Raw genomic sequence first — 20,169 nt, 5'->3', positions numbered from 1 at the left:
CTACCTTGCCAACATGGATGTGCGGCAGATGGAGTATTTTCTCGCGGTTGTGGACAACGGTGGCATCAACCGGGCTGCGGTAGCGCTGCACGTGGCGCAGCCGTCGCTCTCGCAGTCAATCCGCAAGCTCGAAAGCGAACTGAAGACGCAACTCTTCCACCGCGTTGGCCGAGGGCTGGTGATCGCACCGGCCGGGGAGGCGTTGGTCGGACCGGCCAGGCAGGTTCTGCGGGATATGGAAGCAGCCCAGGCGGCGGTGCGTGAGGTTCGGGAGGTCAAGCGGGGACGGATTGACATTGCCGCTCTCGCGGACATGTCGACGGATCCGCTGTCGGTGTGGGTCGCACGGTTTCGTGTCCGCCACCCGGACATGCGGCTCCGGGTCGAGGAACGTGACGACGTCGCAGGGGTTCTGGAGTTGGTGCATTCCGGGGCCTGCGAACTCGGCGTCACCACGCTGCCGCAGTCGCAGCACGAGTTCTTCGGAAGACGACTGGTGACACAGAATTTCGTGCTTGTCCTGCCCCCCGGAACAGAATCCGAGCTGCCCGATACCGTCCCACTCGAAATGCTGGCCGGGATCCCGCTGGTGATGGGTGAACGACGCACCGCCAGCCGCGATTACATCGAGCAGGCGCTCCGCGGCAGAGGCATCGAACCGCACGTGGTAGTGGAGGTTCCGCAGCGCGGCGCCGTGCTGCCCATGGTTGTTTCGGGGGCCGGGGCGGCAATTCTGCCGCTTCGGATGGCGCTCGAAGCGCACCAGCGGGGCGCAGTGGTCAAGGAAGTCGCGCCGACCCTCACGAGGGAAGTAGGGGCGGTCCACCGGGTGGGCAGAGTCAGCGAGGCAGCGGTGGAATTTCTCGACTACTCCGCAGAGATTGCCCAGCAGTGGGAGAGCGCCGTCGCACGCCGCCAGGCCGGTGGTCACTCATGGATCGAAGCGGCCGCGCTGACCGTGGCCGCCATGGAACGCCACAATCTCGCGGGCTTTCGCGACCAGTCTCCCCTCCGGCGCGACGGCTCACGCACCGCACCGTAGATTGATAGGCAATTGCAGTCGATATAGGAAGTTTCCTGTCTTTGACGCTGTCAGTTGTTCGACCTTAAATGTGATGTAGGCCATCGCCTCAGTGGATTGGGACCTGGCCGACACCTATAGGAGGTCTTCGATGTCAGCCCACGTCCAATGCGCCATCAGCGGCGCAACTGCCACGGTCACGCTCGTTAATCCCGAACGTCGCAACGCACTGTCGATTCGAATGTGTGACGAACTCGGCGCCACGCTCCGCGAACTGGAAAGCTCCACCACAGTCCGGGCAGTGGTCCTCACCGGCGCGGGTTCGTCGTTCTGTGTCGGCGCCGACCTTGCCGCCCCCGCGGAGAATCGTTCGTTGCGTGGCGATTCCATCGAAGGGGACACCGCTCGCCTGCGCGCAGCGACCCAGGTGGCGGAGCTGCTCTACCGGATGCCTCAACCGACCGTGGCCGCGATCGGCGGTGCCTGTGCGGGCGCAGGATTGTCCCTGGCAGCTGCCACGGACTTCCGAATCGCCGCGGACACCGCGGTATTCAACACCGCATTCCTATCCGCCGGGCTCTCCGGCGATCTCGCCGGCATCTGGTTCCTCACGCAGGCACTCGGGGGAGCACGGGCCCGGGAACTGTTCCTGCGCCCTGCCAAGTTCGATGCTCGCCGAGCCGCGGAACTCGGTCTGGTCGGTGCTGTCGTGCCCGCGGATGTGCTCGGCAAGGCCGCTGCGGACCTTGCCGACGGACTGGCTGCGACGGCGCCCCTTGCCATACGTGCGATGAAACAGAACCTGATCCAGGCGCAGACCGCACCCCTGGGCGACTACGTCACCGCCGAGGTCGACCGCATGGTCCGCTGCTTCCACACCGAGGACGCCACGGAGGCGGCATCGGCCTTTCTGGACAAACGCCCGCCGGCGTTCATCGGCCGATGATTCCTCTCGCATGCCTGATCCAGACCTGGAGTTGACCCCATGACCATCACGAAACCTCGACGCCCCACGCTCACGGGGACGTCGTTCACAGCGGGACGGGCATGGACCGTCACCCTGTTGCTACTGGCTTTCATGCTCTTGAACTTCGCCGACAAGGCCGTACTCGGATTCGCCGGCGTCCACATCATGAAGGACCTCGGAATCACCCCCCAACAATTCGGACTTCTCCAGAGCGCATTCTTCTGGTTGTTCGCCGCCGGAGCCATTATCGTCGGCGCCCTGACTGCGAAGATCAACGTCCGCTGGCTGCTCGCAGCCGTGATGCTGGTGTGGATCTTGACTATGCTGCCGCTGCTCAGCCCCGTGAGCTTCGGCGTGCTGCTGGCCTGCCGCATCGTGCTCGGATTCGCCGAGGGGCCCGCCTACGCGCTGTGCACCCACGTCGTGCACTCGTGGTTCCCACCGGAGAAACGGGCACTGCCCGCCGGCATCGTCACTGCGGGCGCCTCTATGGGACCGCTCATTGCCGCGCCCGTCCTGACCTGGGTGATCGTCACCTGGTCCTGGCATGCGGCGTTCGCAGTACTGATCGCGACAGGTGCGGTGTGGCTGGTCGCGTGGGGACTGCTCGGCAAGGACGCACCCGAACAGAAGATCCTGGACGATGAGTCGACGGCGGAGACAGAGAAGGCGCTGCCTCCGCAAGCTCCGTACCGAGTGTTGTTGACCACCGGCACCATCATCGGCATCGGGCTCCTGACCTTCTTCGCGTACTGGTCGACCACGCTCAAGGTCGCCTGGCTGCCGCTCTACCTCTCCGACGGCCTTGGCTACGACACCATCACCGCGGGAAAGCTCATCACGTTGCCCTATGCTGTCGCCGCCGTAGCCGCAATCGGCGCGGGACTGCTGTCCAACCGCCTTACCGCACATGGCGTCTCGCGTCGAATCACCCGCGGCTACCTGACCGGCGGGCTCGTGATCGCAGCCGGCCTGTCGATGTACCTGTTCACGACGATGAGCGCCGGCCCGGCCCAGATGGTCCTGATCACGCTTGCTTTCTCCATGAACTCCGCAGCCTACGCGGTGGCCTTCGTCGCGGTCGGGGACCTTGTCAACCCGAAGCAGCGCGGCACGATCCTCGGCCTTCTGGTGGCGTTCTACAGCATGGCCGGGGTCATCGCGCCGCTGGTGCTCGGCTACTTCGTCGGCGAGGCCACGGACAAAGCCACCGGTTACGGGCAGGGTTTCGCGATCACCGGAGTGCTCATGACCGTTGGTGGACTCATCGCCACGTTCCTGGTCCGCCCCGAGCGTGACCTCGTCAAGATTTCCAACCGGGTGGAGGTTTCCCAGTGAACAAGCCGCTCGAAGGTGTCCGGGTCGTCGACTTCGGTCAGTTCATCGCCGCCCCTGCCGCAACACAGGTCCTGGCAGACCTCGGCGCCGAGGTGATCAAGGTCGAAGCCGTCGACGGCGAGGCGTGCCGCATCATCGGCATCTACGGCGAGGCCATCATCCGCACCTACAACCGCGACAAGAAGGGCATCGCCCTCGACCTCAAGGACCCCCGCGGCCTACAGATCGCCCGCGAGCTGATCGCGAGCGCGGATATCGTGGTGCAGAACCTACGACCAGGCGTGATGGACCGACTCGGACTCGGTGCGGACGCGGTCCGCGCTGCCCATCCGGAGATCGTCTACGCGACGGTCAGCGGCTTCGGACTACACGGTCCGTCCAAGCAGCGGCCCGGCTTCGACATCGCGGCCCAGGCGGAGAGCGGCATCATGTGGGTGACGGGCGAGGCGGACGGCGAACCACAACGCGTCGGCTTCCCGGTCGTGGACGCGGCTGCGGCGCACGTCTTCGCGCAAGCCATCCTCGGCGCCTACATCCGCCGACTCCGCTTCGGGGTCGGTGACGAGGTGGAGGTGTCGCTGCTCGAAGTAGCGGTGCACCTACAGGGCCCGAACTGGGGCGAATACCTGATCACCGGCACCGAACCGATACGCAGCGGAAACGGCCAGCCCGCCGTCGCACCCGCCGCCGACATCATGCCCACCCTCGACGGTGACATCGTCGTCTCCGCCTACTCCCCACCACATTTCACCGCACTCTGCCGCCTCATCGACCGAACGGACCTGCTCGACGACCCGCGTTTCTCGGACAATCAAACCCGGGTAGCGAACCGCGCAGCGCTCCTGGCGGAACTGCGCCCGGCCTTCGGCCGGATGACTCGCGAGACGGCACTGGAACAGCTCGCCCGGCGCGGCGTGGTGGCCGGCAGGATCAGCAGCTACGGAGAGGTCCGCAAGAACCCCGACGTGGAGGCATCAGGTCTGTTCATCGACGTCTCCGGCACGGACGGCGCGCCGTACACCTCGCTCAAGTCGCCGTGGCGCCTCGGCAGCATGGTCGAGCAGACAGGCCTGGGCGCACCAGAGCTCGGGCAACACACCGCGGAACTGCTCACCGAACTCGGATACACCCCGCAGGACATCGTCGACCTCGACGCCGCCGCCGTGGTCCGCGCCGCCCACTGACAACCTCCACATCACTCAAGGGATCGGCACTGACGCCGAATCCCCGCTTTCGCGAACACGTTTCAGGAGAAGGATCATGATCAGGGACATCTACACCGAGGATCACGACGCGTTTCGTGAGTCCGTCCGGCAATTCATCGGCAAAGAGATCGTGCCGAACATCCCCGAGTGGGAGGCAGCCGGCATCGTCCCGCGAGAGCTGTTCACCAAGGCCGCCGAAATCGGCATCAACGGATTGCAGATCCCCGGGGAGTACGGCGGCGGGGGAGTGGACACCTTCAAGTTCAATGCCGTCGTCCTCGAGGAGAACGGCTATGCGGCAGCGACACTGGGCGGACTGCAAGTCCACCTGAGCACGGTCCTCCCGTACTTTCTGGAGTTAGCCAACGACGAGCAGAAGGCGCGCTGGTTCCCGGGCTTCGCCAGCGGCGAGCTGGTCAGCTCCATTGCAATGACCGAGCCCGGTACGGGATCGGACCTGGCCGGCATGGCCACCACCGCGGTGCGCGACGGAGACGACTTCATCCTGAACGGCGCCAAGACCTTCATTACCGGCGGCATCAACGCCGACCTGATCGTGGTCGTCGCCCGAACCTCGAAGGGACACGAGAATCGGAGAAAGGGCCTGTCCCTGCTGGTCGTGGAGGCAGGGATGGACGGGTTCTCGCGAGGCCGCAATCTCGACAAGATGGGTCTCAAGGCACAAGACACCGCGGAACTGCTCTTCGACAACGTCCGGGTGCCGGCTGCCAACCTACTCGGTGCCGAGGGCGAGGCCTTCTCGATGCTCACCGCCAACCTGCCCCAGGAGCGTTTGACCATCGCCGTCACGGCTCAGGCGACGGCGACCGCGGCGCTGAACCTGGCCATCGAATACACCAAGGACCGTAAGGTCTTCGGCAAGTCGGTATCCGATTTCCAGAACACCAAGTTCGTGCTCGCCGACTGCGCCACCGATCTCGAGGCCGGGCAGGCGCTGGTCGACCGCGCCATCGTTGCGCTCGACGCCGGGACCCTCACCGACGCCGATGCCGCCAAGGCCAAACTGTTCTGCACCGAGATGCAGTCCCGTGTCATCGACAAGTGTCTGCAACTGCACGGCGGCTACGGCTATATGCGCGAGTATCCGATCTCGCGCCTCTACACCGATGCACGCGTCTCCCGCATCTTCGGTGGCACCAGTGAGGTCATGCGCAGCGTCATCTCCAAGTCGTTGAAGCTCTGAGAAGAAGGACGAAGAACGTGCGTATCGAAGGTATCAACGCGGTGGTGACCGGCGGGGCGTCCGGACTGGGCCGGGCGGCGGCGGAACGGCTCCTCAAGGAGGGGGTGACGGTCACCCTCGTCGATCTTCCGAGCTCCAACGGAGCCGCCGTGGCAGCCGGCTTGGGTGAAGCGGCATCGTTCGAGGCCGTCGACATCACCGACTCTGAATCCCTGACTGCAGCATTCGATTCGGCTGCTGATCGCGGACCAATCCGGGCCGTCGTGCACTGTGCAGGGCGCGGAAAACCGATGCGAGTACTCAACAGGGACGGTGCAGCGGCAGATCCCGACCCGTTCGAAACCGTCGTGCGGCTGAACGTGATCGGATCCTTCAACGTGCTGCGCTTGGCCGCGGAACGGATGGCGACCAACGAACCACTCGACGGCGATCGCGGTGTCTGCGTCCTGACCGCGTCAGTAGCGGCATTCGAAGGCCAGATAGGTCAGGTCAACTACGCCAGCGCCAAAGCGGCCGTGGTGGGGATGACGTTGCCCGCGGCACGCGACCTCGCAAGCGTCGGTATTCGGGTGTGCACCATCGCCCCCGGCACCTTCGACACACCGCTGCTCGCCGGCCTTCGTGACGATGTCCGCGAATCGCTCGCCGCGACCGTGCCGCACCCTCGCCGGCTCGGTGACCCTGCCGAGTACGGAGCCCTCGCTGCTCACATCATCGAAAACGGGATGCTCAACGGGGAGAGCATCCGCCTCGACGGTGCCCTGCGGATGGCGCCCCGATGACCCTGACCGGCGACACCGAACAAGTGATCCTCACCGAACGGGTCGGCCGCGTCCTGATCGTCACCATCAACCGCCCCCGCCTCCGCAACGCGATCAACCTCGCCGTCGCCGAGCAGTTGTCCGCGGCGATGGATGTGTTGGACTGGGACAGCGGCCTGTCGGCTGCAGTGCTGACCGGTGCCGGCGACTGTTTCTGCGCGGGAATGGATCTTAACGCCTTCCTGCGGGGGGAACGGCCGGTCGTTGCCGGACGAGGGTTCGCCGGTCTGGTCGAATCCCCGCCGGCCAAACCGTTGATCGCCGCGGTGGACGGTCCAGCGTTGGCCGGCGGCTTCGAGATCGTGCTCGCAGCAGACTTGGTGGTGGCATCGACCGCGGCACGGTTCGGTCTCCCTGAGGTCACCCGCGGTCTGGTCGCTGCCGGAGGCGGCCTATTTCGATTGCCCCGCGCGTTGCCTCGGGCGATCGCACTCGAAGTGGCGCTTACCGGCGGCGAACTCTCAGCGGAGGCTGCGCACCGTTTCGGTCTGGTGAATCGCCTCGTCGCACCCGGTGACGCCACTGCCGCAGCGCTGGCATTGGCCGAACAGATCGCGGCCAACGGGCCGCTCGCCGTTACCGCCAGCAAACGCGTCGTGGTGGAGTCACCGGGATGGCCGGCACAGGAATTGTTCGCCAGGACCCGTGCGATAGCAGAGCCGGTGTTCGGCTCCGCCGATGCACGGGAGGGGGCAGCAGCCTTCACTCAGCGCCGCGCACCACTGTGGTCCGGAATCTGAAACACCCTGAAACACTTCTGTTGAACAAAGGAATACACAATGCGTGAGGCAGTGATTGTCGACGCCGTCAGGACACCGATCGGACGGCGCAACGGCACACTCGAAGACGTTCATCCCGTCGACCTGTCGGCGACCGTGCTGCGGGCACTCGTCGACCGAACGGGCATCGACGCCGGCCTCGTCGACGATGTGATGTGGGGCTGCGTCGGCCAAGTGGGGGGAGCAGTCGGCGAACATCGCGCGCAACGCCGTGCTGGCCGCTGGTTGGCCGGAATCGGTGCCCGGCACCACCATCGACCGACAGTGCGGCTCCAGCCAGCAAGCGCTGCACTTTGCGGTCGCCTCGGTGATCGCCGGCCACTGCGAAGTGGCAGTGGCCGGCGGGGTGGAGTCGATGAGTCGTGTTCCCATGGGGTCGGCGAAACGACACGGACCGGGCTTGCCCTTCGGACCTGCTGTGGCCCAACGTTATCCGGGCGTCGAATTCAACCAGGGTCGCGGTGCCGAGATCCTTGCCGACGAGTACAACCTTTCGCGGCGTACGTTGGACGAATACAGCCTGCAATCGCACTCGCGGGCCGCCGCAGCAATAGACGCGGGGCGATTCGTCAAACAGATCGCCCCCGTTACACTGCCGGGCGGAGCCGTGTTCTCCGTCGACGAGGGAGTCCGGTGGAGCGGCACCGTGGAATCCCTCGGCCAGCTCAAGGCCGCATTCGCCGAAGACGGAGTGGTCACCGCAGGCAATGCGTCACAGATCTCGGACGGCGCAGCCGCACTGCTGATCATGACCGGCGAAAGAGCGGGCCAACTCGGACTTGCGCCACTTGCACGAGTCCACACGGCCACAGCAGTCGGCGACGACCCCGTCCCCATGCTGGCGGGACCGATCCCCGCGACCGCGAAGATACTGCAGATGGCAGGACTGCGCATGGACGACGTCGGCGCCTTCTGGGTCAATGAAGCTTTTGCCAGCGTGGTCGGAGCGTGGCTTGCCGAGACCGGGGCGGCGCCAGAGCTGGTGAACCCCAACGGCGGAGCGATCGCTCTCGGGCATCCGTTGGGCGGATCCGGTGCTCGACTCGCCACCACCTTGCTGCATCACATGCAGGACGAAGGTATTCGATACGGGCTGCAGACCATGTGCGAAGCCGGGGGAATGGCGAACGCCACCATCTTTGAACGACTGTGACCAACAACCTGACAGGTAGGGTTCTCGAGCCGGCGGTGGCCACACCCATTCCGGCTCTAATCGACAGCCTCCAGCACGCCCCGACCTAGGTCGGGGTCGGGGTCGCTTGCAACCGGAAATGAGCTGCGATGAATCACGTTCGGGACCGGATCGTCGAGAGTGAGTGCGGGTCTGATCGCGTCAGACGTTGCGGTCGGTTTTGGATGCCGGAGGACTGCACTGCACGGCTTGAGCTCTGGATATAGGCAGAACCGTATGGTCCAGCCGCATATTGCCGGTTGATCCCGCACTGGGACTTGGATGTGATGTGAGTACCGCTTTGTGGTCGCAGTCACAGATATTGCGCCACTGAATGAGCGCTTACATTTTCCGGAGGATAGTCATGGTGACGACCGAAACCCAGCCCGGCGACGTCGGAGTACGACCTCAGCGCCAAGCCAACCGGCGTGCCTGGGGCATCGTTGTGTTGCTGTTCCTGTTTTTTACACTGAACTTTGCCGACAAAGCGGCAATCGGGTTGGGAAGCCAGCAGATCCGTGCGGACCTCGGCCTGACCGCGGGGCAGTACGGTTTGCTCAGCAGTGCCTTCTTTTGGCTGTTCGCCGTCGGCGCAGTCACCCTCACCGCGGTGCTCCGCAAGATCTCGTACACCTGGGGGGCCGGCTTGCTGATGATCACCTGGATCGTCAGCATGCTGCCGCTGACTGTGCCGACCTCCTTCGGTGTACTCCTTGCATGCCGAATTGCGTTGGGCTTCTTCGAAGGTCCCGCACATGCACTGTGTCAGTCGATCGTCGCCGACCGTTTCTCGCCCGAGAGGAGAGCGACGGCCGGGGCAGTGGTCAACGCCGGCTCCTCGGTGGGCCCGCTGGTAGCCGCACCAGTGTTGACCTGGGTGATCCTGACCTGGTCGTGGCACGCAGCCTTCATGGTCCTCATCGCCCTGGGGGTGATGTGGGTGATCGGATGGTTCTGGTACACCGAAAAGCTGCCCTTCAAACGAAGCGACATTGCAGCGGTAGGCGCTGCGAAGATCGAAGACCCCAACGGCGCGATCATGGTTCCCTTCCGCCGACTGCTCACGTTGCAGAGTTTCTGGGGGCTGGTTCTCCTCTCCTTCGCCGGCTACCTCATCTCCTCGCTCAAGGTGGCATGGCTGCCCGCGTACATGAACGAGGGGCTCGGGTACTCGGCGAGCACCGTCGGCATGCTGGTGACGCTGCCATACATCGTCGCGGTCGCGGTTCTACTCTCGGCAGGAATGCTGTCGGGCCGACTGCTCCGCAAGGGATACAGCTCACGGGTCGCGCGCGGCTACCTCACCGGCGCCTACCTGCTGGTCGGGGGCACCTCGATGATGATCTTCACCCAGCTTCCGGCAGGTCCGGCGCAATTGGTTTTCGTGATTGCCGCTTTTGCGGTCAACAGTGTCGCATTCTCCGTCGCCTTTGCCGGAGCATCCGACTTCCTGCCCGCCCGACAGCGGGTGGCGTTCTTCGGCTGCATCATCGCCGCCTACAGCGTCGCGGGCATCGTTGCGCCGTACGCTCTCGGGTTGATCGTCGAACACGCACCCACTGTCGCGCAAGGCTACTCGACCGGTTTCATGCTCGTCGGCCTCGTGGTGTGCGTCCTCGGTGTCGTCGGCGCCCTGATGCTCAATCCGGAGAAATCCAAGGCCAGACTCGAGAAGCTGACCGCCGAATACGCTGCACGAGGGTCAAGGTGTGCATCATGAATGGACCCCTGACCGGAATCCGAGTCCTCGACCTCGGTCAATACATCGCCGGCCCCAGCGCATGCCAGACCCTCGCAGATCTCGGCGCGGACGTCTTGAAAGTAGAAAGCGTGCGAGGCGACCAAGCACGCAGCATCGGTACGTTCGGTCAAGCGATGGTGCAGGCCTACAACCGGGACAAACGCAGCATTGCCGTCGATCTCAACCAAGAAGGCGCCCGGACGATTCTTCACCAGTTGCTAGCCGAAGCCGATGTGCTGGTCCAGAACTTCCGCAACGGCTCCGCCGAACGCCTGGGAATCGGCGCAGACGAACTGAGGCGGCGCTACCCCCGACTCGTACACGGAAGCGTGACCGGGTTCGGAGTCAACGGGCCCTCCAGCAACCGTCCGGGACTGGACATCGCAGCACAAGCCGAGTTCGGACTCATGCACGTGACGGGGGAAGCCGACGGCGACCCGCAACGGCTGGGACTGCCAGTCGCCGACGTCACCGCGGCCAACGCACTCGCGACCGGCATCCTCGCCGCGCTGTACCAACGAACCTCGACTGGACGAGGCGCACATGTCCAAACCTCGCTGATGGAGGCGACACTGTCGATGCAAGCGGCGAATTGGGGGGAGTACACCCTCACCGGGCAAGCCCCGCGGCGCAAGGGCAACGGCCAGGCGCACGCTGCACCGGCCGCTGATGTCATCACCCTGACCGACGGAAAGATCGTGCTTTCGGCCTACACTGACGAAAAGTGGTCGGCCCTATGCCATCTCATCGATCGACCTGACATGATCGACGATCCGCGGTTCGTCGACAACCCGGCGCGCGTCGCGCACCGGCGCGAACTACTGGCAGCCCTCTCCGAGGCGTTCGGCACGATGACGCGTGATCAAGCCGTCGAGCGGTTGCTTTCCGCCCAGATCGTCTGCGGCGCAATTCGATCCCTCGCCGACATCGCAGAAGACAAAGATGTGGCCGCTTCCGGGGTGCTCGTCGACGTCGCCGGAACCGACGGTACGTCCTTCACCAGTCCCGGGCTGGCATTCACCCTCGACGGCGGTCGCCGCACCACCTCCGTCGCCGCCCCGAACACCGGCCAGCACACCTCAGCCGTTCTGCACGAACTCGGCTACACGGAAGACGACGTAGCCGGATTACTCGACCGCGGAGTCATCAGAGACTCCGCACCCAACCGACAACCATTGCGAAAGGTTCTTCCGTGATCGACCCAGAGGTCCTCGACTACGATTTCCCCACCTACCTGAAGACAATTGCCGACTTCACCGACAACGAACTCGTCCCATCCGAGAACGAGATGGTCGCGGCAGGAGAGGTGCCCGCCCGCATCCTCGACCGGATGGCAGCACTCGGCCTGTTCGGCATCTCCCTCCCCCGCGCCTACGGCGGACTCGAATGGACCATGGAACAACAGGTGCAACTCACCTTCGAATTCACACGCGCATCGTGCGTGTACCGGTCCCGCTTCTCGACCGTGATCGGCTTGTGCTCACAGACCATCCTCGATCACGGCACCGAGGAACAGCGCCGACGGATGCTTCCCGCGATGGCCGCAGGAGAGTTGGTCACGGCATTCGCACTCACAGAAGACGCTGCCGGATCCGACGCAGCCCATCTTCGCACCACCGCCGTACGCAAGGGCGATGTGTACGTAATCAACGGCAGCAAGCGCTACATCACCAACGCCGCGTGGGCGGACGCGTTCATCGTCTTCGCCCGTACCGACGAAACCGAACACGGCGCCGCCGGAGTGTCTGCCCTCATCGTGGACGCACACTCTCCCGGCGTGCGCACGGTCCTGCCCACGATCATGAACGGACATGCCGAGGGGCCGGTCGGCGAGATCTACTTCGACAGTGTCGAGGTGCCCTCGGCGAACCTTCTCGGAGGCACCGAAGGTTCGGGGCTGACGATGGCACTGCGCGGTATCAACCACGCGCGTCTGCATGTCGCCGCGACTTGTGTCGGTCAAGCGACACGAATGTTGGAAGAGACGACTTCACATGTCAACGGTCGCAGACAGTTCGGTGCTCCGCTATCAGATCTCGGTGCAGTTCAGGCGACACTCGGAGCTAGCTTCGCCGATCTCGAGGCAGGGCGAGCACTGACAGTGGAGAGCGCGCGAACCTTCGACGAGGGCGACATCCCACGCCACCGCATTGCTTCTGCAAAGTTGTACAGCTCCGAGATGGCGAGCCGGGTCGCCGACCGTTGTGTTCAGCTACTGGGAGGTGAGGGCATCGTCGGCCCGCATCCCGTCCCCCGGATGTGGCGTGACGTTCGTGCGCTGCGCATCTACGAGGGGTCCTCTCCGATCCACGAGCGGAACATCGCAAAAGCCATGATCAGACAGGTCAGCGTCGACGGCAAACTGCCCGACTCCTATCGCGTCTGACCCGGGCAGGCGGAATTGGTTGTCGGGACAGCCTCGGACGGGACCCGCACAGTGTCACTACTACACGGCCCCCGTCCGAGGCGAGAGGGAAGATGGTACTCATGGACCTGCGACAACTCGAGTATTTTCTGGCCATCGTCGAGAACGGTGGCGTCAATCGAGCGGCTCAGAATCTCCACGTCGCCCAAGCGACCCTCTCACAGGGCATCCGTCAGCTCGAACGTGAACTGAAACTGTCCCTGTTCCACCGAACCGGGCGAAATCTCGTTCTCAATCCGGCGGGCCAACTGCTGGTGGAGCCCGCTCGTAGAGTGCTTGCTGACGTGGTTGCTGCGCAAGACATCATGCGGGGGACCCGTGACGTACAGGTAGGGTCCATCACGATCGGAACGATGCCGGAGATGTCCAGCGAAGCGGTCGCCGCATGGAGCGCGTCGTTCACCCGATTGTACCCCGACATACGAATCGACCTATCGGAGTTCCCCTCTGCCCGGGAACTGTGTGACGAGGTACTGGCCGGACACTGCGAACTCGGATTCACGACCTTCCCAGTCCCAACGGAGAACCTCGAGCGGGTGGAGCTGGGCGTCCAACGGCTACTACTCGTGATGCCGCCGGGCACCGCCGTCGATGCCGCCGGGACTTTCGAGCTGACTCGTCTCCGCGACGTTCCACTGGCGGTGAGCAATTCGGCGCGCCGAGAGAACGACATCGTCACCTCGATACTACGGCGAGAATCGGTAGTTCCCGTGATCCGAGCGCAGGTGCCGAATCGCCACGCGCAGATGACCCTGGTTCTCAATGGCGCCGCCAGCGCCTTTCTTCCCTTACGGATGGCAACCGCCGCATACCGACTCGGTGCGGTCGTCGTTGAAACCAGCCCCGCAATCCGGACGCCCTTCGGAATCGTGCACCGCCCCGGAGCCTTGAACCCGGCGGCCCGCAGCTTCGTCGTACAGAGTCATTCTGACCTGGCTCGGCGTAACGCACGGATCACCGAACTTCACGCCGCCGGGGCGGCTCTGCTCGACGCTGCCTTGACTGCGGACCACGAACTGGACTCGAGAAACCACGCCAAGCCGAAAGGGCCTGTCGATTGATGCCGAATTGGACGCGGTTCCGCTCCGGAGAGGATCCCGACCCGCGCTTCACACTTGCCAACGAACGTACCTATCTGGCCTGGATTCGGACAGCCACGGCGCTCGTCGCGTCAGGTCTCGGGCTGGAGGCATTCGGTGGCGACCTGCTTGCTCCTGCGGTCCGTGTCGCTCTGGCCGCTCTGCTCCTCGTTGCCGGCGGTGTGATCGCTGTCCTCGCGTTCGTGCATTGGATCAGCGCCGAGCGAGCATTGCGTGCGGGTCGTGCTCTGCCGGTACCGGTGATGGCACCGGTTGTCGCCGTGATATTGGTCATCTGCGCGATTGTCTTGTCTGTTGAAGTGATGAACTCCTGAAATGAGTACGTCTCACTCATCTGGCGGGGGCCTCCAGCCTGAACGCACCTCGCTGTCCTTCGTACGAACAAGCTTGTCGATACTCGGGCTGGCAGCGGCATGCCTGCGTTGGCTTCCGCCCAGCAGCTCCATAGCGCTGATCGGTCCGGCGATGGCCGGCGCGCTTGTCGTCGGGGCGACGGTGCATGAGCATCGCTCACGGACCCTCCGGGTGGCACGATTCGCCGCAGAAGCCGCAACACCGGCCATTGTCACCGGAACCCTCCTAGTAATGAGTGTTGTAATTCTGGGCTGCACCGGACTGTGGATTGCGTTGTGGTGAAGGATATCTCGCTGATCGTTTGTGGCTGCGACGGAATCGTCTCCCCGAGGGTCGGCCTACGAACTGTGGACGAATGAGTCGACCTACTTCCGGCTTCCGGTGACCGTCCTACAAAAGGGCTCAGGCTCGTATGACGGAACAGATGACAGGGCATGAGATGTGGTTCGAGCGTGCCGGATTCGGAGCCTGTAGCGTTCGGCGCCGGCGGTATCCGCTCTCGGCGCCGGTATTGGTGAGACGCGAAATCTATTGTTGTGTAAATCATTTCGAATCGATGGCTCAAAACTTTGCTAGCGTCGGGTGATGGTAGTGTGTCGAAGCGTGCCCGAATACTTCGATCCGAGAATTGATTTGATGGCCTGGACCTCCTCATTGTCGATTTCGCGAGGTATCAGGTGATCGCCACCATTCTGATCGAGTATCGCTGGCTTGCCCCGATCCTGCTCGTTCTCGCACTTGTGGTGGGTCCGTTGGTTGGTCGTTGGTTAGTCGATCATCGGCGGAAGGCCATTACATTGACGATTGTTTCATGGCTCTTCGTGGCAGCGCTCACGCTCGCGCCAAACGGTCGGTCCGCTCGAATCGGATGTGAGGTGCAGTGGATGCTCCCTACGTGGGGCCGCGTAGAACTCATTGCCAATGTTGCGCTTTTCGCTGTCTCCGTTATGTTCCTCGGCGTTGCGATAGGTCGTCCGCTCATCGCGTTCGCTGCTGGATCGGCTGTCTCTGCGACAATCGAGACGTCGCAGGGGCTCGTTGTCTGGCTCGGTCGGTCCTGCGACACAACGGATTGGCTTTCGAACACGATCGGGAGCGGGGTAGGTGCACTGCTGGCATCTCTCGCACTTTGCCTGGCTGGATATACTCGCCGGAAGTCGCACCAGTCACGCCGTAAGGCGCGCGCGTAGCGGGTGATTTCCAGCGCCGTGTGGATCTATCCTCGACGGCGAAGTGCGTTGCCCAGCAATATTCTCAGGGAATGCGCCAGATGTCGTCAGAGTTTTACTTGTGTTCTCACGCAACAATCTTCGATCTCTCTTGGTTAAGTCGGAATGGTCAGGCAGCGCCGACAGGGCGCGATCTTCTCGCTGGGTTACTGCCCAGAAGAGTCCGGCGTGGCCGGTGTGGGGCGCGGAGCGTTTGTGCTGAGTTCAGCTGCAATCCTCCGTAAGGCTTCGGCGCGTTCTACATTCCATCCGTTCCGAAGGGCTTCCACCATGATTCCATCGGGTGTAAATGCGATGCCTTGCTCGAGCAGGCCCGTTAACACTTGTATTGAGCGGTAGGGCACCATTTGGTCGATTTCACCCTGACCGCCCGGTCCACCGGAAATTCGTGCAACGGCCGCCTTCACGGACGTTGATGCCTCGGGCAAGTGCGCTATCGCATCGCCCCCTAGATGCTCGACGTCGAAGGCCGAGATCCATACCGCATGGCTGGGGGTATCTGAATCGTGTTCTAGAGGTGCGTGAGCCTGCACGACGACGATGGAACCAACATGGGGATTGGTTTCGACCTGAAGCACTTCCTGCACATTGAGGCCGCAACCGATGACGGCTCCGCGTGGTGATCCATGGAAGCGGGATTGAGAACACGGGGAAGTTATCGGGAGAGCTAGCTCCCGGATCCACCGATTTTCGTCGACAATCTCGGCGGTGCCCACGTGAATTACGGCGTGGTTTCGAGACCACTCCAAGGCGGCTCGAACTGCTTGTCTGAGGGGAACACGAGTGTCAATGTATGCACGGCGTCTCATGGACTGGCGGCACCGCAGCGGGCGCGTCTGCCCCGTCGTGATGTTGGGTCAGGGGTGCCGGGCATTTGCTTCGAGAGTGTCCTTGTGCGCGAAATCCGCCGGGTGAGGCTGCCGTAGGGGAAATTTCGTTGGCGGCAAGCGCGAGGAGGCGTGACGGACTGCGTGGAGGAGGAAGTCACCCGTGAGCGTCCTCGGATAGCCTCGCGAGGACGGTTGTTCGGCCGGGCAATCTGCCGAAGGCAGGGGCACCAATGTGGCCGCGATGGGTGCCCCAATGGTGGGGGAGTTGGGGAGTGGCCATCATCTTCCTAGACGTGGTATGTGCATCACGATCAGAGGGGCAGGCAGGACATATTCGGTGTCAACGGTTTGGAATTCTCCCATGACGGTGGTCTCCCACGGTTTTCTGCGTGCGCCGCGGTGTGCTTGTCTTGTGGTTAGAACTCCGACTAGAAGTCACGCATCCGATCTGATTCGATTTCACGGGCATCGACCCGAGCACGTCGGAAAAGACGAACAGTCAGCACTATGAGGGCCACGAGCACCAACGCCAAGAGAACGCCGATATCGGAGATCTTTTCTGCCACATTTCCCATGGTGATCTGAAGCGAGAACTGCTCGTCGACACCCATCAGTGCGCCGAGATTCGCAGTACCGTCGGTGAGCAGGAAGATCATGCCGATGGCAATGAACAAAACGCCTGAAACCAGCGAGGTTGTATGTGTGGTCAGCGGACCGAGCTTTATGGCCCGCCCTCGAAGCCAACTTCGCCGACTGAGATCAAAACGGTCCCACAAGAGGGCAAGTACGAACAGGGGCACCGCCATTCCGAAGGCGTACAGCGCCATCAGTATTGCGCCGTATCCTGCTGAGCCGCCAGAGACTGCGACAGTAAGAACACTGCCAAGTAGGGGGCCCGAACAGAATCCCGCGAACCCGTATACCCCACCGAGCGCAAAGACCGACACCGATCCCGAGAGCGTGATCGATTGCGCCGCGCGTTGAGCTGGGGCAAATGCGAAGCCCTTCCCCAAAACCGTCAGAACTCCGAGAAGGATCAAAACGATGCCACTGATCAGAGCTATGAGGATCCGGTGCTCGACCAGAATGGACCCCATCATCCCGAGTCCGGCACCGAGTGGCATGAGAACTGTAGCCAGTCCGGCATAAAAGAGGGCCGTTCTCAGCGCGAGGCGTCCGATGCCGTCGAACGCATAGGCGAAGAACGACGGTAGCAACAACGCTGAGCAGGGGCTCACTAGTGAGAGTAAGCCTCCGAAGAAGGCTCCGACCAATCCGATGTTCGTCATAGGGCGCTAGAGTCCTGCAGCCCGATCGATGACTCGCTCGAAGATCTTCAGTGGCTGCGCGCCGAGGACGGGAGTCCCGTTCACAATAAACGAGGGAGTGCTCGAAAGACCGGTCATCCGGGCTTCGTACATGTCTTGCGAAATGGATTCGTCAAACTTCGAACTTGCGGCATCGGCTTCGAATCGCTCGAGGTCAGGCACGCCGGCCTTTGCGGCGATGTCGTTCAGCGCTGCAATCGTGAGGTCGGGGTGCCCTCGGTCAGGTGCCTGGGAATACAAGGCTGCGTTGTACTCCCAGAACTTGCCCTGGGCGGCGGCCGCGCGACCGGCACGTGCTGCCGAGGTCGATTGTTCGCCGAAGATCGGCAAATCGCGCCATTCGATTCGCAATATCCCGGAGTTGACGTACTTCTCGATCAGTGCAGGCTCCGTGTCACGGCTGAACTTTGCACAAAAAGGACATCGATAGTCGGAATACTCCACCAACACCACTGGGGCGTCCACGGAGCCGATGGCCAGTGGGTCGCCGCTGATGCGGCGTGAGTGATCGCCTGCCGGTCCCATCTCGGCGGCAGTTGGCTGTGTCGCGGCGTCTGATGTTTCATCCTTGTTGCCGATCAGGAGGGTTGCGCCGAGCACGACTGCCACCAGCGTCAAGATTCCGATCAGCCAAAGCTCTCGTCTCCCAGCCTTTTTGCGTGTTGCTTCCACTGACGACCTCTCGACCCGACTGGTTTGCGCGAATGCTCAACTACTATCATCGATAGTAGCTATGACTACTAAGCTACTTAGTAGTCGGGGGCTGCGCCAGTCAGACGGAGAGGATGCCATGCCCGACCCAGATTCCACTGAGAACGTCAGTTCCGAACGAAAGATCCGTAAGGGGCCTCATTGGCTGCGCGGCGTTGCAGGGGGAGCGGTGACGGCACTGATCGTCGGTGTGCCCACCGATATCCTCGACACAACTCTCTTCAGCAGGGAGATTCCCGTTCGGTGGTGGGAGTACCCCGTCTTCGGTGCGACGGTGCTGCTTACTGCTTTGTGGTTCGGCATCCAGTCGCCACCTCGCGGTGAGGAGCGTTCGACCAAGACGTACGCGGGGGTCATGTTGGCTGTGTTCGCTGTCGGGTGCCCGGTATGCAACAAGCTCGTTATCGCGATCCTCGGAGTCTCTGGGGCACTTGGGGTCTGGGCGCCGATTCAGCCGATACTCGCCGTAGTATCGCTTGCCCTGCTCACGATGGCAGTAGCTTATCGGTGGCGTCGACGCGATTGCTCTGCCATCAGATGTGCGGGAAACATCACTGTAGTCGGGTAAGGCAATACAGAGCGAACGAACTGAACCCCGCTCCGATGACCAGAAGTCCCGGCAAGGCTGACAGCATCGCCCCCACGGGATAGCTGGCAGCGGACGAAACGTGCCCTCGATCCGGCATGGTGTCGAGCCAATGAATGCGATCCGACAGTGCTGTCGAAGGCCGGAATGCCTTGCTCGGTGGGTCGTTCCGACTACCTCTATCCCAGTCGGCGGCTCGAACCAGTGCAGATCGAACCGCATCGGGCCCGAATTCGCGGGCGGCGCAGTGATCTGCTGTCAATTCCGTCAGAACACGAAACCATGCGGGAGCTTGGCGGCACAACGGCACGAAAGGTAGTGCTGCACCTAAGATCTCGGCAAACAAGACCAATTGATGATGCTTGCCCCGCAAATGTGCACGCTCATGAGCGAGTACCGCCCGCTGTTGTTGCGGCGTGAGGGCAGACAACCCCTCCGTCGCAACAACGACACCGCGACCGGCGGTGATACTGTATGCCGCCGGGTGCGGGCTCTCGAGCCATATCGTCTGAGGCACTTCCTCGCTGGACTGCCTGTTACACAACATTTTCAGCATCGCCAGGTGTTGTGCGGTCTGCTGCCGATGACGTGACACCAACACTGATCCGACGAATCCGATCCGGAGTGCGAGCGCGATTGTCGCTGAGACAAGCGTCAATTCAGCGAAGGATGTCCACGGCAGTTCATCATTGTGGAGTGATTCGGCGCAGGTCAGCACGAGCGAATTCAGGCGCGGTATGTACTGTCCCGGCCGGGTGATCAGCGCGATCGGAGCCGCCGCCAGCGTGAGAACAAACAGGATCAGTGAAATCGTCCACGCTGAAAGCGCGAGGCTCGGGTTGAGTTTGGGAGACAACAAGGGGCGGAGATAACGGGGTGCGGCAACGCCGATGACCAGAGCCGCCACGCACAGGCTGGCAGCGAAAATCACGACGCCGGGTCTATCGGCTTGTTTGGCGCCGTTCTGCGCGCCGCACGCCGAAGAATCTTGGATTCTTCGGCACTGGCCGACGTTGCGAAGTGCAGCATGACCTGTTCGGCATTTCCGCTGGAGCGGAGTACTTCGCGGAGTAATTCTACGGCCTGCTCCTCCCGGGACCGCGTGGCGCGGTACCGGTATGCACGCCCGTCCAGTTCGCGGGTAACCATCTGCTTGGAATGCAGGTTGTCCAGAACCGTCATCACAGTGGTGTAGGCGAGTGGACGAGTATGCGTGAGTAGGTCCATCACGTCTCGGACTCGCAGTGCCGAGTCCGTTTCCCACATCACTTGCATGACCGCTGTCTCGAGTTCACCCAATCCGATCACAGCTTGGCACCATTTTCCGTCTCGCATTCCTTATCGAATCCATGTTATCCG

Annotated in this window: 20 protein-coding genes and 1 pseudogene; 16 read left to right on the top strand and 5 right to left on the bottom strand. The window is 62.8% G+C overall.

Annotated features, from left to right (window positions below; translation table 11 throughout):
* Nucleotides 1-13: 13 nt before the first annotated feature.
* The 15 genes and pseudogenes from AC3WQS_RS27430 (at nucleotide 14) to AC3WQS_RS27360 (ending at nucleotide 15,316) form a co-directional block, all read left to right on the top strand.
* Nucleotides 14-1,042 (top strand): LysR family transcriptional regulator, encoded by a 1,029-nt coding sequence (locus AC3WQS_RS27430; protein ID WP_228118036.1) that lies wholly within the window; start codon nucleotides 14-16, stop codon nucleotides 1,040-1,042.
* 130 nt (nucleotides 1,043-1,172) lie between these two features.
* Nucleotides 1,173-1,967, top strand: a complete 795-nt coding sequence (locus AC3WQS_RS27425; protein ID WP_492712919.1) for an enoyl-CoA hydratase-related protein — start codon at nucleotides 1,173-1,175, stop codon at nucleotides 1,965-1,967.
* A 39-nt stretch (nucleotides 1,968-2,006) separates the two neighbouring features.
* Complete coding sequence (locus tag AC3WQS_RS27420; RefSeq protein WP_492712920.1) at nucleotides 2,007-3,326, top strand: MFS transporter; 1,320 nt, start codon at nucleotides 2,007-2,009, stop codon at nucleotides 3,324-3,326.
* Nucleotides 3,323-4,510: a CaiB/BaiF CoA transferase family protein gene (locus AC3WQS_RS27415; RefSeq protein WP_322742148.1), complete on the top strand. Its 1,188-nt coding sequence runs from the start codon at nucleotides 3,323-3,325 to the stop codon at nucleotides 4,508-4,510. The genes AC3WQS_RS27420 and AC3WQS_RS27415 overlap by 4 nt, the downstream gene beginning before the upstream one ends.
* A 76-nt stretch (nucleotides 4,511-4,586) precedes the next feature.
* On the top strand, nucleotides 4,587-5,735 hold the full coding sequence (locus AC3WQS_RS27410) for an acyl-CoA dehydrogenase family protein (RefSeq protein ID WP_492712921.1): 1,149 nt from the start codon (nucleotides 4,587-4,589) through the stop codon (nucleotides 5,733-5,735).
* A 17-nt stretch (nucleotides 5,736-5,752) separates the two neighbouring features.
* A complete protein-coding gene (locus tag AC3WQS_RS27405; RefSeq protein WP_492712922.1) occupies nucleotides 5,753-6,517 on the top strand; it encodes an SDR family NAD(P)-dependent oxidoreductase in 765 nt (254 codons plus the stop codon).
* Nucleotides 6,514-7,296, top strand: coding sequence for a crotonase/enoyl-CoA hydratase family protein (locus AC3WQS_RS27400; protein ID WP_070797362.1), 783 nt, complete (start codon nucleotides 6,514-6,516; stop codon nucleotides 7,294-7,296). Before AC3WQS_RS27405 ends, AC3WQS_RS27400 begins: the two co-directional genes overlap by 4 nt.
* 39 nt (nucleotides 7,297-7,335) lie before the next feature.
* Nucleotides 7,336-8,488, top strand: a pseudogene (locus tag AC3WQS_RS27395) (thiolase family protein).
* Nucleotides 8,489-8,870: 382 nt separating this feature from the next.
* Nucleotides 8,871-10,226 carry an MFS transporter gene (locus tag AC3WQS_RS27390; RefSeq protein ID WP_153212118.1) on the top strand — a complete coding sequence of 452 codons (1,356 nt, stop codon included), beginning with the start codon at nucleotides 8,871-8,873 and terminating at the stop codon, nucleotides 10,224-10,226.
* A complete protein-coding gene (locus AC3WQS_RS27385) occupies nucleotides 10,223-11,443 on the top strand; it encodes a CaiB/BaiF CoA transferase family protein (protein ID WP_070797359.1) in 1,221 nt (406 codons plus the stop codon). The genes AC3WQS_RS27390 and AC3WQS_RS27385 overlap by 4 nt, the downstream gene beginning before the upstream one ends.
* Nucleotides 11,440-12,633 (top strand): acyl-CoA dehydrogenase family protein, encoded by a 1,194-nt coding sequence (locus AC3WQS_RS27380; protein WP_492712923.1) that lies wholly within the window; start codon nucleotides 11,440-11,442, stop codon nucleotides 12,631-12,633. The genes AC3WQS_RS27385 and AC3WQS_RS27380 overlap by 4 nt, the downstream gene beginning before the upstream one ends.
* A gap of 101 nt (nucleotides 12,634-12,734) precedes the next feature.
* Nucleotides 12,735-13,733 carry a LysR family transcriptional regulator gene (locus AC3WQS_RS27375; protein ID WP_070797401.1) on the top strand — a complete coding sequence of 333 codons (999 nt, stop codon included), beginning with the start codon at nucleotides 12,735-12,737 and terminating at the stop codon, nucleotides 13,731-13,733.
* Nucleotides 13,733-14,086, top strand: coding sequence for a YidH family protein (locus tag AC3WQS_RS27370; RefSeq protein WP_070797357.1), 354 nt, complete (start codon nucleotides 13,733-13,735; stop codon nucleotides 14,084-14,086). Before AC3WQS_RS27375 ends, AC3WQS_RS27370 begins: the two co-directional genes overlap by 1 nt.
* A gap of 1 nt (nucleotide 14,087) precedes the next feature.
* Nucleotides 14,088-14,408, top strand: a complete 321-nt coding sequence (locus AC3WQS_RS27365) for a DUF202 domain-containing protein (protein WP_078377552.1) — start codon at nucleotides 14,088-14,090, stop codon at nucleotides 14,406-14,408.
* Between the two features lie 395 nt (nucleotides 14,409-14,803).
* Complete coding sequence (locus AC3WQS_RS27360) at nucleotides 14,804-15,316, top strand: VanZ family protein (RefSeq protein WP_070797356.1); 513 nt, start codon at nucleotides 14,804-14,806, stop codon at nucleotides 15,314-15,316.
* Nucleotides 15,317-15,501: 185 nt separating this feature from the next.
* On the opposite strand, the gene AC3WQS_RS27355 is transcribed toward AC3WQS_RS27360, so the two are convergent.
* From AC3WQS_RS27355 to AC3WQS_RS27345, 3 genes are all read right to left on the bottom strand, one after another.
* Nucleotides 15,502-15,933, bottom strand: a complete 432-nt coding sequence (locus AC3WQS_RS27355; protein ID WP_492712924.1) for a hypothetical protein — start codon at nucleotides 15,931-15,933, stop codon at nucleotides 15,502-15,504.
* Between the two features lie 680 nt (nucleotides 15,934-16,613).
* Nucleotides 16,614-17,474, bottom strand: coding sequence for a cytochrome c biogenesis CcdA family protein (locus tag AC3WQS_RS27350; RefSeq protein WP_153212121.1), 861 nt, complete (start codon nucleotides 17,472-17,474; stop codon nucleotides 16,614-16,616).
* A 6-nt stretch (nucleotides 17,475-17,480) separates the two neighbouring features.
* Nucleotides 17,481-18,185 carry a DsbA family protein gene (locus AC3WQS_RS27345; RefSeq protein ID WP_070797354.1) on the bottom strand — a complete coding sequence of 235 codons (705 nt, stop codon included), beginning with the start codon at nucleotides 18,183-18,185 and terminating at the stop codon, nucleotides 17,481-17,483.
* A 118-nt stretch (nucleotides 18,186-18,303) separates the two neighbouring features.
* On the opposite strand from AC3WQS_RS27345, the gene AC3WQS_RS27340 reads away from it, so the two are divergent.
* Nucleotides 18,304-18,792: a hypothetical protein gene (locus tag AC3WQS_RS27340; protein ID WP_228118038.1), complete on the top strand. Its 489-nt coding sequence runs from the start codon at nucleotides 18,304-18,306 to the stop codon at nucleotides 18,790-18,792.
* On the opposite strand, the gene AC3WQS_RS27335 is transcribed toward AC3WQS_RS27340, so the two are convergent.
* The gene (locus tag AC3WQS_RS27335) at nucleotides 18,776-19,741 is read right to left on the bottom strand and encodes a M56 family metallopeptidase (RefSeq protein WP_153212122.1); all 966 of its coding nucleotides are present in this window, start codon (nucleotides 19,739-19,741) and stop codon (nucleotides 18,776-18,778) included. The genes AC3WQS_RS27340 and AC3WQS_RS27335 overlap by 17 nt on opposite strands.
* The gene (locus AC3WQS_RS27330) at nucleotides 19,738-20,145 is read right to left on the bottom strand and encodes a BlaI/MecI/CopY family transcriptional regulator (protein ID WP_153212123.1); all 408 of its coding nucleotides are present in this window, start codon (nucleotides 20,143-20,145) and stop codon (nucleotides 19,738-19,740) included. Before AC3WQS_RS27330 ends, AC3WQS_RS27335 begins: the two co-directional genes overlap by 4 nt.
* Between the last annotated feature and the right edge of the window lie 24 nt (nucleotides 20,146-20,169).

It is taken from the genome of Rhodococcus sp. FW305-130 (assembly GCF_058788335.1).
Note: the sequence above shows the minus strand (reverse complement) of the source record. Positions and strands in the feature narration are given on the sequence as shown.